This window comes from Streptomyces sp. NPDC041713 (assembly GCF_055591085.1).
Genome location: NZ_JBVIZY010000001.1, coordinates 361,038 through 374,178 on the forward strand (window position 1 = coordinate 361,038; position 13,141 = coordinate 374,178).

13 protein-coding genes and 1 tRNA gene are annotated in these 13,141 nt (G+C 73.5%); 5 read left to right on the plus strand and 9 right to left on the minus strand.

All coding sequences use genetic code 11. From position 1 onward, the window contains the following. Nucleotides 1–126: 126 nt before the first annotated feature. From ACZ6CV_RS01555 to ACZ6CV_RS01570, 4 genes are all read right to left on the minus strand, one after another. Nucleotides 127–1,140 (minus strand): sugar kinase, encoded by a 1,014-nt coding sequence (locus ACZ6CV_RS01555; RefSeq protein ID WP_469248733.1) that lies wholly within the window; start codon nucleotides 1,138–1,140, stop codon nucleotides 127–129. Then, a complete protein-coding gene (locus tag ACZ6CV_RS01560; RefSeq protein WP_469248735.1) occupies nucleotides 1,137–1,826 on the minus strand; it encodes a bifunctional 4-hydroxy-2-oxoglutarate aldolase/2-dehydro-3-deoxy-phosphogluconate aldolase in 690 nt (229 codons plus the stop codon). The genes ACZ6CV_RS01555 and ACZ6CV_RS01560 overlap by 4 nt, the downstream gene beginning before the upstream one ends. A 173-nt stretch (nucleotides 1,827–1,999) precedes the next feature. Then, entirely contained in the window at nucleotides 2,000–3,556 is a 1,557-nt protein-coding gene (locus tag ACZ6CV_RS01565; protein WP_469248736.1) for a hypothetical protein, read from the minus strand. Nucleotides 3,557–3,630: 74 nt separating this feature from the next. After that, complete coding sequence (locus ACZ6CV_RS01570; protein ID WP_469248738.1) at nucleotides 3,631–4,503, minus strand: DUF4097 family beta strand repeat-containing protein; 873 nt, start codon at nucleotides 4,501–4,503, stop codon at nucleotides 3,631–3,633. A 228-nt stretch (nucleotides 4,504–4,731) separates the two neighbouring features. Here ACZ6CV_RS01570 and ACZ6CV_RS01575 point away from each other — a divergent pair. The 3 genes from ACZ6CV_RS01575 to ACZ6CV_RS01585 all read left to right on the plus strand — a co-directional run bounded on the left by ACZ6CV_RS01575 (nucleotide 4,732) and on the right by ACZ6CV_RS01585 (nucleotide 6,766). Further along, nucleotides 4,732–4,803: transfer RNA gene (locus ACZ6CV_RS01575), tRNA-Val, on the plus strand. A gap of 235 nt (nucleotides 4,804–5,038) precedes the next feature. Beyond that, nucleotides 5,039–5,854 (plus strand): SDR family oxidoreductase, encoded by an 816-nt coding sequence (locus tag ACZ6CV_RS01580; RefSeq protein WP_469248740.1) that lies wholly within the window; start codon nucleotides 5,039–5,041, stop codon nucleotides 5,852–5,854. 27 nt (nucleotides 5,855–5,881) lie between these two features. After that, nucleotides 5,882–6,766 (plus strand): helix-turn-helix transcriptional regulator, encoded by an 885-nt coding sequence (locus ACZ6CV_RS01585; protein ID WP_469249588.1) that lies wholly within the window; start codon nucleotides 5,882–5,884, stop codon nucleotides 6,764–6,766. 71 nt (nucleotides 6,767–6,837) lie between these two features. On the opposite strand, the gene ACZ6CV_RS01590 is transcribed toward ACZ6CV_RS01585, so the two are convergent. Both ACZ6CV_RS01590 and ACZ6CV_RS01595 read right to left on the minus strand, forming a co-directional pair. Beyond that, nucleotides 6,838–7,167 (minus strand): hypothetical protein, encoded by a 330-nt coding sequence (locus tag ACZ6CV_RS01590; protein ID WP_469248742.1) that lies wholly within the window; start codon nucleotides 7,165–7,167, stop codon nucleotides 6,838–6,840. Nucleotides 7,168–7,307: 140 nt separating this feature from the next. Beyond that, nucleotides 7,308–7,667 carry a hypothetical protein gene (locus tag ACZ6CV_RS01595; protein WP_362367530.1) on the minus strand — a complete coding sequence of 120 codons (360 nt, stop codon included), beginning with the start codon at nucleotides 7,665–7,667 and terminating at the stop codon, nucleotides 7,308–7,310. A gap of 110 nt (nucleotides 7,668–7,777) precedes the next feature. Here ACZ6CV_RS01595 and ACZ6CV_RS01600 point away from each other — a divergent pair, with 110 nt between their 5' ends. Continuing rightward, nucleotides 7,778–8,002 carry a DUF2277 domain-containing protein gene (locus ACZ6CV_RS01600; protein ID WP_469248744.1) on the plus strand — a complete coding sequence of 75 codons (225 nt, stop codon included), beginning with the start codon at nucleotides 7,778–7,780 and terminating at the stop codon, nucleotides 8,000–8,002. A gap of 706 nt (nucleotides 8,003–8,708) precedes the next feature. On the opposite strand, the gene ACZ6CV_RS01605 is transcribed toward ACZ6CV_RS01600, so the two are convergent. After that, a complete protein-coding gene (locus ACZ6CV_RS01605) occupies nucleotides 8,709–9,320 on the minus strand; it encodes a DedA family protein (protein WP_469248746.1) in 612 nt (203 codons plus the stop codon). Between the two features lie 363 nt (nucleotides 9,321–9,683). On the opposite strand from ACZ6CV_RS01605, the gene ACZ6CV_RS01610 reads away from it, so the two are divergent. Then, a complete protein-coding gene (locus tag ACZ6CV_RS01610; RefSeq protein ID WP_469249589.1) occupies nucleotides 9,684–10,313 on the plus strand; it encodes a superoxide dismutase family protein in 630 nt (209 codons plus the stop codon). Between the two features lie 90 nt (nucleotides 10,314–10,403). On the opposite strand, the gene ACZ6CV_RS01615 is transcribed toward ACZ6CV_RS01610, so the two are convergent. Next, entirely contained in the window at nucleotides 10,404–10,904 is a 501-nt protein-coding gene (locus tag ACZ6CV_RS01615; RefSeq protein ID WP_469248748.1) for a DoxX family protein, read from the minus strand. Between the two features lie 90 nt (nucleotides 10,905–10,994). After that, complete coding sequence (locus ACZ6CV_RS01620; protein ID WP_469248750.1) at nucleotides 10,995–12,986, minus strand: FAD/NAD(P)-binding protein; 1,992 nt, start codon at nucleotides 12,984–12,986, stop codon at nucleotides 10,995–10,997. Between the last annotated feature and the right edge of the window lie 155 nt (nucleotides 12,987–13,141).

The window sequence follows — 13,141 nt, forward strand, 5'->3', positions numbered from 1 at the left end:
TTCTCCACACCCGGCACTCTGGTCCCTCGACAAAGTCGAGGGTCAACCCCCGTCGCCGACCCCTCACCGCCGCCCTTGACGCCCCTCTCGACTCCCCCTCGCCTTGGCTCCCGGGCGGGGCTCCCGTCAGCGGACCACCGTGCCGGGACCCGCGCCCAACAGGCCCAGTTCCGCTCGTGTGGGGGCGCCCTCCCAGTCGCCGGGGGAGGCCACCGCGAACGCGCCTGTGGTGACCGCGCGGTCCAGGCGGGCCGCCACATCCGCACCGTCGAGCAGGGCCGACAGATAGCCGGCCACGAACGCGTCGCCCGCGCCCACCGCGTCCACGGCCCGCACCTCGCGGGCCGGCGCGCGCAGTTCGGTGTCGGCCGTGTGGGCGACGGCGCCGTCCGCGCCGAGTTTGACCACGACCTCGCGTACGCCCTGCGCGATGAGGGACTTCTCCGGGGCGCCGGCGGGGACTTCGGCCGAGGCGTCGGCCGGGGCGGCCGGGGCGGTCGGGGCCGGATCCGGGAGGCACAGCGGGAGTTCGTCGTCGGAGGCGATGAGCACGTCGACGTACGGGATCCAGGTGCGCAGTTCGGCGGCCGCCTCCTCCCGACTCCACAGCCGGGAGCGGAAGTTGACGTCCAGGCACACCTCGGTGCCGTGCTCGCGGGCCAGCCGCAGCGCGCGGCGGCAGGCGTCGCGGGCCGAGGGGCCGAGCGCCGGGGTGATGCCGGTCAGATGCAGGACGCGCGGCGGGCGGCCGGCCGCGAAGGCGGCCTCGACCGCGTCCGGGCCGAGCCGCGAACCCGCCGAGTGCGCGCGGTAGTAGTGCACCCGGGTCACCTCGGGCAGCCGCGGCTCGAAGAGGATCAGCCCGGTCGGGGCCCCGGCGTCCCGGGTCGCGGAGGTCACGTCGACGCCCTCCGCGCGCAGGGTGCGCAGGACCAGCTCGCCGGCCTCGTCGTCGCCGACCGCGCCCGCCCAGCGGACGGGGTGACCGAGGCGTGCCAGGCCGATGGCCACGTTGCTTTCGGCACCGGCGACGGACACGTTCATCGTGCCGCCCAGCTTCAGCGGGCCGCTGCCGCGCAGGGCGACCATGGATTCGCCGAGGGTGAGGACCGGGGCGGGGATGGGGGCGGGGGTGCTCATCGGCGTACCGCTTGCGCGGGGTCGGCCGCGTCCACAGGACCTGCCGCCTCGCCGGGTCCTGCCGCCTCCGCGACCCGTACGAACTCCGCCGCCCGGGTGCGCAACGCACTCAGCTCGCCGCCGTCCGCCGCGTCGCCGATCAGCGGCGAACCGACGCCCACGGCCACCGCACCCAGCGCCAGATACTCCGCGGCGGCCACCGCGTCCACGCCGCCGACCGGGACGAACGCCGTGCCGGGGAAGGGCGCGCGCAGTGCCTTGAGGTACGCGGGGCCGCCCATCGCGGACGCCGGGAAGATCTTCAGCGCCGTCACCCCGGCGGCCTCGGCCGCGATGACGTCGGTCGGCGTCAGGACGCCCCCGAGCATCGGGAGGCCGAGCCGTACGGCTTCGTCGACGCCCGCGCCGAGCCCCGGCGTGACGATGAGGTTGGCGCCCGCGTCGGCGGCCCGCCGCGCGTCGTCCGCGGTGAGGACCGTGCCCGCGCCGAGCCAGGCGTCCGCCCCCAGCTCGGCCCGCGCCCGGCGCAGCACGCCCAGGGCGTCGGCCCCGCTGAGGGACACCTCGACGAGCGGAACGCCGGACTCCACCAGCGTCATGACCGTACGGAAGGAGGCGTCCGGGTCCGTGCCGCGCACGATGGCGACGAGGCGCCGCGTCCGGAGAGCCGTGGAGAAGTCGCGCATGCCCCCAGATTCGCACAGCGGTTCCAGCCGGTCGGGGCGGGGGTTTCGGCCACGGGTGGGGGACGGACGGCACGGGCTGTGTCCGACGAGGGGCTGACGAGGCAGGGGCTGACCAGGGAGGGGCTGACCAGGGCAGGGCTGACCAGGGTTTGGCCAGGTCCCGGTCAGGGCGGTCAGGCCCCCTGCCCCCGCTCCTCCCGTATCTGCGCCACCACGCGCGCCACGGCCGTGCGGACCGCCTCGGTCTCGGTCAGGAAGTGCCAGTAGTCGGGGTGGCGGCCCTCCAGGGAGGCCACCGCACGGTCCAGGCGCGCGACCGACTCGTCCAGCGGGCGGGCGTGGCGCGGCTCCGGGGTCTGGCGGCCCGCCATCGCGAGCCGCTGCGCATCGCGGATCGCGAACCGCGTGCGCTCGATCTCCTGCTGCGGGTCCTTCGACACGGCGTTCAGCCGCTGCAGCCGGTCACCGGCCGCCGAGACGGCCTCGTCCGTGGAGTTCAGCAGCGCGCGGACCGTGGAGAGCAGCGCGGTGGCGTCCGGCCAGCGCTGCTCGTCGCGCGCCCGCTGGGCTTCCTTCAGCTTGGCCTCGGCCTGGCGCACGCTGTCCGCCGCCTGGTCGGGGACGTGCTGCAGGTCCTGCCAGCAGGCGGCGGAGAACCGGCGCCGCAGCTCGCTGAGGACCGGTTCGACCTGTCCGCTGCGGGTGGTGAGCGCCTGGGCGCGGGTGCGCAGCGACACCAGGCGCCGGTCGATCTCGGCGGCGCGCTCGGGCAGCCGCTCGGCCTCGGCGCGCACGGCGTCGGCGTCGCGAAGGACCCGGTCGGCGCGTTGCAGCGTCTCCGGTACGCCGTGCCGGCCGGCCCCTTGGTTGAGCTTGGTCAGCTCCGGGCCGAGGGCGGCGAGCCGGGCGGCGAGGTCGTCGGCCTTGAGCCCGGCCGCCCGTACGGAGTCGAGGGCGTTGCTCGCGGCGAGCAGGGTCTGGCGGGCCCGCTCCACGGCGGGGGCGAGCCGGGCGAGCTGGGTCTCGGCCTTGTCGAGCAGCGGGCCGAGGCCCTGCCGGAACCGCTCGAGTTCCTGCTGGACCCGGCCCAGCTCGTCCTTGGCCGCGGTGAGCTCGGTCCTCGCGCGGGCCGCGACGGAGGAGTCCAGGTCGTCCCGGTCGAGGTCGTGGGCGTCCACGGCGCTGATGTACTGGTGGCTGACCTCGTCGATACGGCGCCCGAGCGCCTCGAAGTCGGCGACGGTGCGCTGCGCGGCGGGCGAGGAGTCGACGGCGACGATGGTCTCGACGGAGATGCGCAGGTTGCGCTGGGCGGTGTCGAGTTCGTAGAAGGCGGCGGCCGCGGCGTCCTTGGCGGCCTGCGCCTCGGCGCGCAGGCTCTCGCCGCGCCCGCCGAACCAGCGCCGCGTGCCGCCGCCGGCGAAGGCGGCCGGGACGGTGGCGGCGAGCAGCGGCAGGGAGAGGGTGACGGCGGTGACGAGGGTGAGGAGGTCGCGGAGGGGCCCACGCTCGTGGCGGCGCGCGGCTCCGCTGCCGCTCCTGCGGCTCCGACTGCTCCTGCCGCTCCGACTGGTGCCGCCGCTCCGACTGCGCGGCCGACCCTTGTCCGTACCGCCGCCCACAGCCCGCGCGGCGGCTCCTGCCCCTGCCCCTGTCCCTCTACCTGCCTCTGTTTCTGTCCCTGTCTGAGGTCGGTCCGGCGTGTACGGCTGCGAAGGTGTCGCCGTCACTATCCCTCTCCCGTGCTGTGCGCCCTGCCCGGTGTCACATTCTCCCACCGGTTGAGGACGAATACACGGGCCGGTCAGTTCGCGGTGTGCACCTTGACGCTGCCGTCGGCGCTGCGGACGTTCACGCGGTGGGGGCTGTGGTCGTCGCGGGGGACCGAGACGTCGACGGAGCCGTCGCGGCTCTCGGTCCGCACGTCGTACGCGACCTTGGCCCCGCCCTTCCTGCCGGGCACCGCTATGTCGACGGAGCCGTCCTTGCTGTGCGCGTCGACCCGGTCGGGCACGGTGACCAGTTCCAGGTGGACGGAGCCGTCCTTGGAGTCGACGGCCACCCGGCGCGAGCGAACGCCGTCGGCGCGGACGGAGCCGTCGGAGCTGCGCAGGTCGAGCGGTCCTTCGGCACCCTTGACGGAGATGGAACCGTCGGAGCTGCGCAGGTCGAGCGGCCCGCCGGCGTCCTTGACGCTGACCGAGCCGTCCTTCGTACGTACCTTCAGCGCTTCCCGGAACCCGGCCGCGGTGACCTGGCCGTCCTGGCTCTCGACGGTCACGGTGACGCCGCGGGGCACCTCGACGCGGTGCCGGGCCGAGCAGTCGGTGATGAGCCCGGAGCAGTTCATGTCGAGCGTGAGCCGGTTCCCGTCCATCTTCCAGCTCACCGTGGGGTCACCGCCGAGCACGGTCTTGCCCTTGAACCACCGGGTCACCCGCACGCCCTTGGCGTCACCGTCGGCCGGGACGAGTTCCAGTGCGGAGTCGTCGGAGTCGACGGTCAGGGTCTTCCCCGACAGGGCGAAGGTCCGGTGCTCCGGATCGGTGTCCTCACCGGCGTCGGCACCGCACGCCCCGGCGAGCAGCGCGACGACGACCACACCGCCCGTGGCGACGAGGACACGTGCCGGGCGTGGCGCGCGTGGCGCGCGTGGGAGGCGGGTGCGGACGGTCATGGCGGTTCCCCCTGGCTGTGATCTTGTACGTCTCCGTCAGATCGTACGGAGCCGCCCCGAGCGGGAGGATCCGGACGGCCACCGGATCAGGGGTGGGGTTAACCCCCGCAGGGACCCGGCCCGCCCGGCTGGCCCGCCTCGCCCGCCCCGTCCGGCTCGGGATCGGCCCGGCCCGAATCGGGTTTGCGGGGCACTGCCTGCGGCAAGGTAGGCTGTCGACTCGTTCCCGGGCGCGTAGCTCAGGGGTAGAGCGCCTCCCTTACAAGGAGGATGTCGGCGGTTCGAAACCGTCCGCGCCCACCGGGTCTGACCAGCAGCGGAGCCCCTTACCGAGATCGGTAAGGGGCTCCGCTGTGATCGTTCAGGGGCGAATCGGGGCCTCGCCGCCGCTACCGCCCTCGACCCAGGGGGGTTCTCCGAGTACCTGGATCACCAGGGACTCCCGGACGTCCCGGGCGCCTGTCAGCCTGTCGATTCGGAAGCGCCGACAGCGCATCTCGGCACATTCTTCCGCGACAGAAGGGGACGGAGACCAATGGCGGACCAGCAATTCACGTCGCACACAGGGCTTTTCGATCTGAAGGGGAAGTACGCCCTCGTCACCGGCGGCACCAGAGGAATCGGGATGATGATCGCGCGCGGTCTTCTCCAGGCGGGCGCCCGGGTCGTCATCAGCTCACGCAACGACGACGCGTGCGCGGAGGCGCAGGATCTCCTGTCCGAATTCGGCGACGTTCGGGCAATTCCCGCCGACCTGTCCAGGCGCGACGAGTGCCGGCGCCTCGCCGATCTCGTCGAGGCCGAATCGGAGCGCCTGGACATCCTCGTCAACAACGCGGGAGCGATGTGGCGCGAGCCGCTGGAGACGTTCCCGGACGAGGCCTGGGACACCGTGATCGACCTCAACCTCAAGTCGCCGTTCTGGCTGGTGCAGGCGCTGCTCCCCGCACTGCGCAGGGCGGGCACCGCCGATGATCCCGCGCGGATCATCAACATCGGCAGTATCGCCGCCATCCACGTCGCCCAGGCGCCCACGTACTCGTACGCCAGCAGCAAGGCGGCACTCCATCAACTCACCAGAGTGCTGGCCAGGGAGCTGGGCCCCCAGCACATCACGGTGAACGCGGTGGCGCCGGGCGTGTTCCCGTCGCGGATGATGACGTCCACGATCGATGCCATCGGCGACACGATCGCGGCGGCGACCCCTCTGCGCCGGCTCGGCCGCGACGACGACATGGCGGGTACCGCCGTGTTTCTCGCCGGCCGGGCCGGGTCCTACCTCACGGGTGCCGTCATCCCGGTCGACGGCGGCACCGCGACCACCGCGACGGGCACCCCTCAGGTCGCGTGACGGGCTTACGGTGAGGGGATGGCCACGATGGATCCGCGCACCGAGATCAGGGAGTTCCTCAGTTCGCGGCGCGCCCGCATCACGCCCGAGCGGGCGGGCCTGCCCGCCTACGGCCGTAACCGTCGGGTCAAAGGCCTGCGCCGCGAGGAAGTGGCGCTCCTGGCCGGGGTATCGGTCGACTACTACGTGCGCCTGGAGCGCGGCAGCCTCGCCGGTGCCTCCGACGGCGTGCTCGAGGCGTTGGCCTTCGCCCTGCAACTCGACGAGGCCGAGCGCGACCACCTGTTCCACCTCGCGCGTCAGGCCGGCGCGCCCGGCGGCCCACGTCGGCGCACGCCTGCCGTGATGGTGCGCTCGTCGCTGCAGCAGGTGCTCGACGCGATCTCCGATGCCCCGGCCTGGATCAGTGACGGACGTTATGACGTACTCGCCATGAATCAACTCGCTCGCGCGCTGTACGCACCGATGCTGGCCGACCCGCGACGGCCCGCGAACACGGCGCGATTCGTCTATCTGAACCCCGATGCGGCCAGCGAATTCTTCGTCGATTACGACCGCGTCACCGGTGACGTCGCCGCGAAGCTCCGCATGGAAGCCGGCCGCAATCCGCACGACGAGGGGTTGATCGCTCTGGTCGGCGAACTGTCCACACGCAGTGAGCTGTTTCGGCAGCGATGGGCATCTCAGGACGTACGGCTGCACCGGTCCGGCCGCAAGCGGCTGCGCCATCCGGTCGTGGGCCGGCTCGACCTGGACGTCGAGTCCCTGGAACTGCCCGCCGAACCCGGCCTGCACCTCATCGTCTACACCGCACCCGCGGGCACGCCGACCGCCGACAATCTGGCGCTCCTGGCGTCGTGGGCGGCCACGCAGCAGCCGCTGGCGACCGAGGTCGAAGCGCACGACGGATAGCCCCTCAGTGGCAAGGGCGTCAGTGGCAGGGGCGTCAGCGGCACGGGCGTCAGTGGCAAGAGTGGCAACGGTCAGTGGCCCGAACCCGGGTGGGTCCTGCGGTAGCGGCGGTCCCAGCGTTCCTGGCGTTCCTTGCGCAGGCGGTAGTCGCGGTACGTCTTGGGGTATCCGCCGCCACCGCCTCCCGCGCCGCCGGCCCCTGCACCGCCGGCTCCTCCACCGCTGCCGCCCGCCGCCCCGGCGCCGCTGCCCGCGGAGCCGTTCTTCTTGGCGGCCGAACCGCCGCCGTCGTAGAAGCGGACGAGGTAGAACGCGAGCGCTGCCGCCGCCAGCCACAGCAGCGGCTGGTCGAAACCGAGGCCGAAGAGGGCCAGGATCGCGACGACTATCAGGACGTTCATGGCTGCACCTCCCTGGCTCGAACGTGCTCGAAATTTTTCGAACTGGCTCGCATGGCTCGCATGGCTCGCATGGCTCGCATGGCTCGAACGGAGCTCTTGTGCGCGGCTGGTAGGGAGTCAACGCCCACCGTCTACGGGTGTCAATGGCTCGCGGGGAGGGAGCTCTCCGGTGTCTCGTGCACGTGTTTGAGGCGGGCTCTCGCCGTGACGGCGTCGGGGCCCGAGACCTGTTCCCAGTAACTGTGGCAGGTCACGAAGACCGCCAACTCCCGCTCCCGCGTGCGGAGTTTCTCGACCTCCGCCTGTTCGTCCGGGGTCCACCCCGGGGACGCGGGACGCTCCACTTTGCGCCAGCCGCCGGTGTCGCTGAAGCCGTCGAGGGGCTCCACGGACCAGGGCAGGCGTTTGAGCAGGGCCAGGAGTGCGGAGCGGACCTGGTGCAGCTCCTCCTGGCCGGCGAGGAGGTCGCTCGGGAAGTCATGGGCTGGGGTGACGGGCACGTCGTAATGGTACTCCTGTTCGAATTAGGTGTGCGAGAGGAACACGGGACCGCGTGGGGGAGGGGGTGGGCGTCTCGCCGGAGCGGGGCCTGCGGTGGGACGCTGGAGGCATGTGCCGAAGCATCAAGACGCTCCGTCCGCCCGCCATCCCCGAGGACGCCACCGAAGAGGAGATCCGGGCCGCCGCGCTGCAGTACGTACGCAAGGTGTCCGGCTTCCGCGCCCCGGCCGCGCACAACCGCGAGGTGTTCGACCACGCGGTGGAGGCCGTGGCCGAGGCCACCGCGGAACTCCTCGCGGGACTCGAAGTACGCGGGGCCAAGGCGGCGTCGTAGGACTGACCGCCGGGGCCGCGGGGGCCGCTGGCGCGGCTGGGGTCGCCGGAGTTGCCGGGACCGCCGGGGCTGCCACTATTGCCGGGGAGGCCGGGGTCGCTGGTCGACCGGCTGCTGGGGCCAGCCCACCAGGTATAACCGGTCGGCAGCTACGGCCGCCCCCCCCGGCAACGCAAGAGTCAGGCCACGCCGCTACGAACACCCTCGGGCGCTGACCGCCCGCGCGCGTCTACGAACGCCTTCGGGTGCGCGGGCACGAAGCTGGCGATGACGACGAGGATGCCGCCGCCCTTCGCCGGAGCTGTGCCGAGCGCCCTCGGGCGCCGGGCGCCCGAGAGCCCCAAGCTCCTCGGCCTGCCGCAAGCGCCCGACTCACGCCCGCCCAGCACAACGCAGGCGCCGGGCCCGAACCCGCTCACCCGCCCTACGCGCTGACTCGCGCCCGCTCATCCCGCTGCCAGCGCCCGACAAGCCCCGCTCGGCTCGCCGCGGGCGCGGGGCCCTGCGCGGCCCCGCCACAGGTGCCCGCCCGGCCCCGCCACGGGTGCCGGGCCTGCACCCGCTCAACCCGCCCGCAGGCGCGGGAGGCTGCACCCGCCCAGCCCGCCGCAGGCGCGGGGCCACTCCGACTCGGCCGCCGTAGGCACCCGCTCGACCCCGCCGTAACCCCCCGCCCAGCCGGCCGCAGGCCCCCGCAGGCCCCCCCTCAGCCCGCCGCAGGCCTCCGTACCAAGAACGCCGCCCCCGCACCCGCCGCGAACAGCGCCAGCAGGGAGACGCCCGTGGCCAGCCACGTCGCGCCCAGCCACTGGCCGCCGAAGTAGCCCAGGGCCACGCTGTAGCCCGCCCATGCCACGCCCGCCAGGGCCGACCACGGGAGGAACTCGCGGACCTTGCGGTGGGCCGCGCCCGCGCCGAGCGAGACGATCGAGCGGCCCGCGGGGGCGAAGCGGGCGATGACGACGAGGATGCCGCCGCCCTTCGCCAGCGCCGTGCCGAGTCGTTCCTGCGCGCTGGTCAGGCGGCGGGAACGGGCGATCGCGCGGTCGAGGCGTTCGCCGCCGCTCCACGCGAGGCGGTAGGCGACCATGTCGCCGAGGACGGACGCCGTGGCCGCGCACAGGGTCAGGACCAGGATGTCGGGGACCGCGCGCGGCACGTGGCCCGTCCCCGTTCCCGCCGCGGCCGCGGCCGTCGCCGACATGATCACGATGACGCCGCTCGGCAGCACCGGCACGAACACGTCGAACAGGACGGACAGGGCGACGACCGCGTAGATCCACGGACTCCCCGTCAACGCCCCCACAAGCTCAAGCACCGTAACTCCCCGTTACTCCCCGGTCGGCAGCGCGTTGCCGCTGATGTGTCGCGGAGTACGGCAGGGGCGGCCTGATGACAGCTGTACAGCGTACGCCGCGCGTGCGGCGGGAGATCCATTGGGGGCACGGATGTTCCCTACGTCACGTTCACCCGGCTGCCTCCCCCGATGAGGCGTACGGCCCCGAAGTCCCGTACGAACAAGGGGTCTGGCGCGCCACGAGCCAGTACGAGCAAGCCAGTACGAGCAAGCCAGTACGAGCAAGCCAGTACGAGCAAGCCAGTACGAGCGAGTCAGTACCCAACTCACGTGTCAGTGACACGAAGGACGGAGCAGGCAATGGTGGCAGGAACGGCGGCAGGTATGGCGGCCGGTGCCGTCGCGGCGGCGGTCCTGGCCGCGGGCGGCACCCCGATCGACGGCGCGGGGCCGGGACCGGGCCCGGGACCGGGGCCCGCACGCATGCGGGTCGAGGCGCGCTTCGCACCGCCGACCGCCTTCGTCCCCTCGGCCGCGGTCACGTACGACATGGACCTCGTCCCCGCGGGCTCCTGGATCCAGGTCACCCAGACCGGCCCACCCCGCCCCGAGCGATCCGAAGCGGGGCGATCCGGCGGAGCCAAGGTGGCGACCACGACCACCGTCACCCTGCGGGTCAACGGCCTGAAACCCGGCCACGCGTACGGCGTCCACGTCCACCAGAAGCCGTGCGGCGCCGCACCCGAGGACGCCGGTGGCCACTACCAGCACCGCGTCGACCCGGTGCAGCCGTCGAAGGACCCGGACTACGTCAATCCGCACAACGAGGTGTGGCTGGACTTCACCGCCGGCCCGGACGGTTCAGGCGAGGCGAGGGCGCGGCACCGCTGGGGATTCCGGCCGGGCGAGGCCCGCTCCGTGGTCCTGCACGACGCGCCGGGCGGCGCGGGCGACCGGGCCGCCTGCTTCACGGTGCCGTTCGAGCCCCGGGGCGAGGCACGGGAGGGCGATTAGGCCGCTCTCATACGCGACGGCGCCCCCTCCCTCGTACGTACGAATCCGCCGTACGTACGAGGAAGGGGGCGCCCTCAGCCTGTAGGCCGGTCAGGCCACGACCGGCGCGCGCTCGGCGTCGGCACCCTTGCCGCCACCGTCACTGTCACCGCCACCGCGACCATCCGCGCCACCGGCCCCGCTCGCGCCCCGCGAGGCGAAGAACCGGTCCAGGCCGAACGCGCCGGGCCCGGTGAAGACGATGAGCAGCATCGCCCAGCAGAAGATCGCCGCGGCCTCGCCGCCGTTCTGCATGGGCCACAGGGCCTCCGGCTGGTGGACCTTGAAGTAGGCGTAGGCCATCGAGCCGGACGAGACGAACGCGGCGGCGCGTGTGCCGAGGCCCAGCAGGACCAGGGCGCCGCCGACGAGCTGGATGGCGGCCGCGTACCAGCCGGGCCAGGTGCCGGCCTCGATCGTGCCGCCGGTGCCCGACGCGCCGCCGAGGACGCCGAAGAGCGAGGCGGCGCCGTGGCAGGCGAAGAGCAGGCCGATCACTATGCGGAACAGCCCGAGGGCGTAGGGCTGGGCGCTGTTGAGACGTCCAGTCATGGTGGGGGACTCCTTCGGTCGGGGGACGGTAACCGAGCGGAGGCCCAAGATTAGGGGAACCTAATTAGTGCTTGCAAGTTCAACATTCGGTCATCCGAAGATTCCGCTTCGGCTCCGGTCCGGGGCCGGGGGAGGCTCGGGGAGCGGCCGGATGGCCCCCGTCGCGGTCCGCAGCACGGCCCGCGCCACCGCGTCCGCGTCCGAGAGCGTGACCGAGTCGACCCCGGGCCTGGCGCCGGCCGCGGTCACCCAGTGCACCCCTTCCGTGGGCACGCCGAACGCGAACCTCCGTGCGTGCGCGTGACCCTGACGGTCGATCAGGCGGTACGGGCGCGGCGTCACGTCGACGCCTCCGGTTTCGTAGCCGTCGACCCGGTGGGGGCGGCACGCGCCCTCCGCCAGCAGCCCTCCGAGCAGCGCGTCCGCGGTGCGGCGCACGTCAGGCTCGGGCAGCCGCGCCTCGATCAGCGTGCTCACCCGCACAGCGGAGTCCGGCACATCGGGGGAGTGCGCGAGGAACGCGCCGTCCTCGGTCCGCACGGTCAGGCGCGGTCCGACCACCTCCAGGACGCCGGCCTCGATCAGCGCCGTCATCTCCTCGATGCGGCGGCGCGGCGGGCCGATGGAGAGGAAGGCGTTCAGCGGCGTGTACCAGCGGTCGAGGTGGTCGCGGCGCGAGACGCCGGACAGGCCGCCGTGGTCGACGATCCCGCGGAGTTCGTTGCGCAGGTCGCGCAGGACGTCGAGCGCGGCCTTCAGCGGGCCCGCGACATTGCCGAGCGCGGCCTGCGCGGCGTCCTCGCGCAGCCGGCCGAGCAGCCAGGCGCGGTGGGCGTCCGGCGAGGTGAAGGGCTGGTCCGGGTGCGGCCGGGAGAGCCGGTCCCAGCACCAGCGGTCGGCTTCGCCGATCCCGAACTCGCCCAGGACGACGGCCTCTTGGGGACTGCGGTGGTCGGTGGCGAGAAACCGCTCCCGGAAGTCACGGCCCGCGTACCGGCCCGCGTATCGACCCCCGTCCCGACCCTCGCGCCCGCCCCGGCCCTGCAACAGCGCCCCGTAGTAGACCGTCTCCACCTCCTTCGCGATCAACGGCCATATCTCGGCGAGGAAGTCGGGGGCGTCACCGCTGTCCGCCCGCTTGCGGAAGCGGGCCACGACGTCACCGGTGAGGACGGCCGGCTCGTGCCGCCCGTACGGGCCCTTCGCGTTGTCGCCGCGCGCCTGGTACGGGACGCCGCGCCGCGACCCCGCGTACAGGCGCGGCTCCCGCCCCGAGGGCTCGTAGCGCAGGCCGCCCCCGGGCTCCCGCAGGTACCGGCCGCCGCGGCCGTCGGTCAGCAGCGCCATGTGGTCGAAGAAGGTGAGGCCGAGGCCGCGCAGCAGTACGGGTTCGCCGGGGGCGACGACGGACAGGTCCAGGTCGGCGGGATTGGCCGGCGGGAAGTGGCGCAGGCCGTGCCGCGCCGCGTGGTCCGCCAGGCCCCGCTGCCCCTCGTCGGGGGCGGTCGGCAGATGGCCCTGCGCGAGCACGACCGCCGCGAGCGACGGCAGTTCGAGGCCGTTGTCGAGTACGAGGGTCTGCAGCCCGTCGGCCGTCTCGTCGAGCCGCAGGGCGCGCGCCGCGTGGACCCGGACGCGCACCGTGCCGGGAGCGCGGCGCACCGCTTCGGCGAAGACCCACTCCAGGTAGCGGCCGTAGCAGGCGCGGGTCGGATAGTCGTCGGGTCCGAGCCCGGGGGCGTGCCCGGCGGCGGCCCACTCGTGCAGGCTCGGACCCGGGCGTATCGGGCCGGAACAGTCGACGCTCGCGTCCGTGAAGAGGGTCACCTGGCAGGCGACCGTGTTCATCAGGAGCTCGGCGGGCTGCCCCGTCCGCCAGACGCGGCCCGCGCCCGGCGGCGAGGGGTCGACGACATGGACCGTCAGGGATGTCCCTGCCGGGATGAGTTCGACGGCGGACGCGCAGAGCCGTTCGAGCACGCTGGTGCCGCGAGGACCCGCCCCGACCAGGGCGATCGCGGGCGCGTCCGGGGCGGGCCGGGACGGCGCCGGCGGGTGGGACGCGGGTACAGGGGCAGACAAAAGCGTGACTCCCGGGGCATAGAGAACGCTGGAACCAGACGGTCCGCAACATCATGCCGTCGAGATCCCCGAAGGCGTACCCCGGGCGGAAGATTCAATTCCGCGGCCCGGCACCGACCGGAGCGGGGAATGTCCCGGGGGGTGTCCGGGGACCC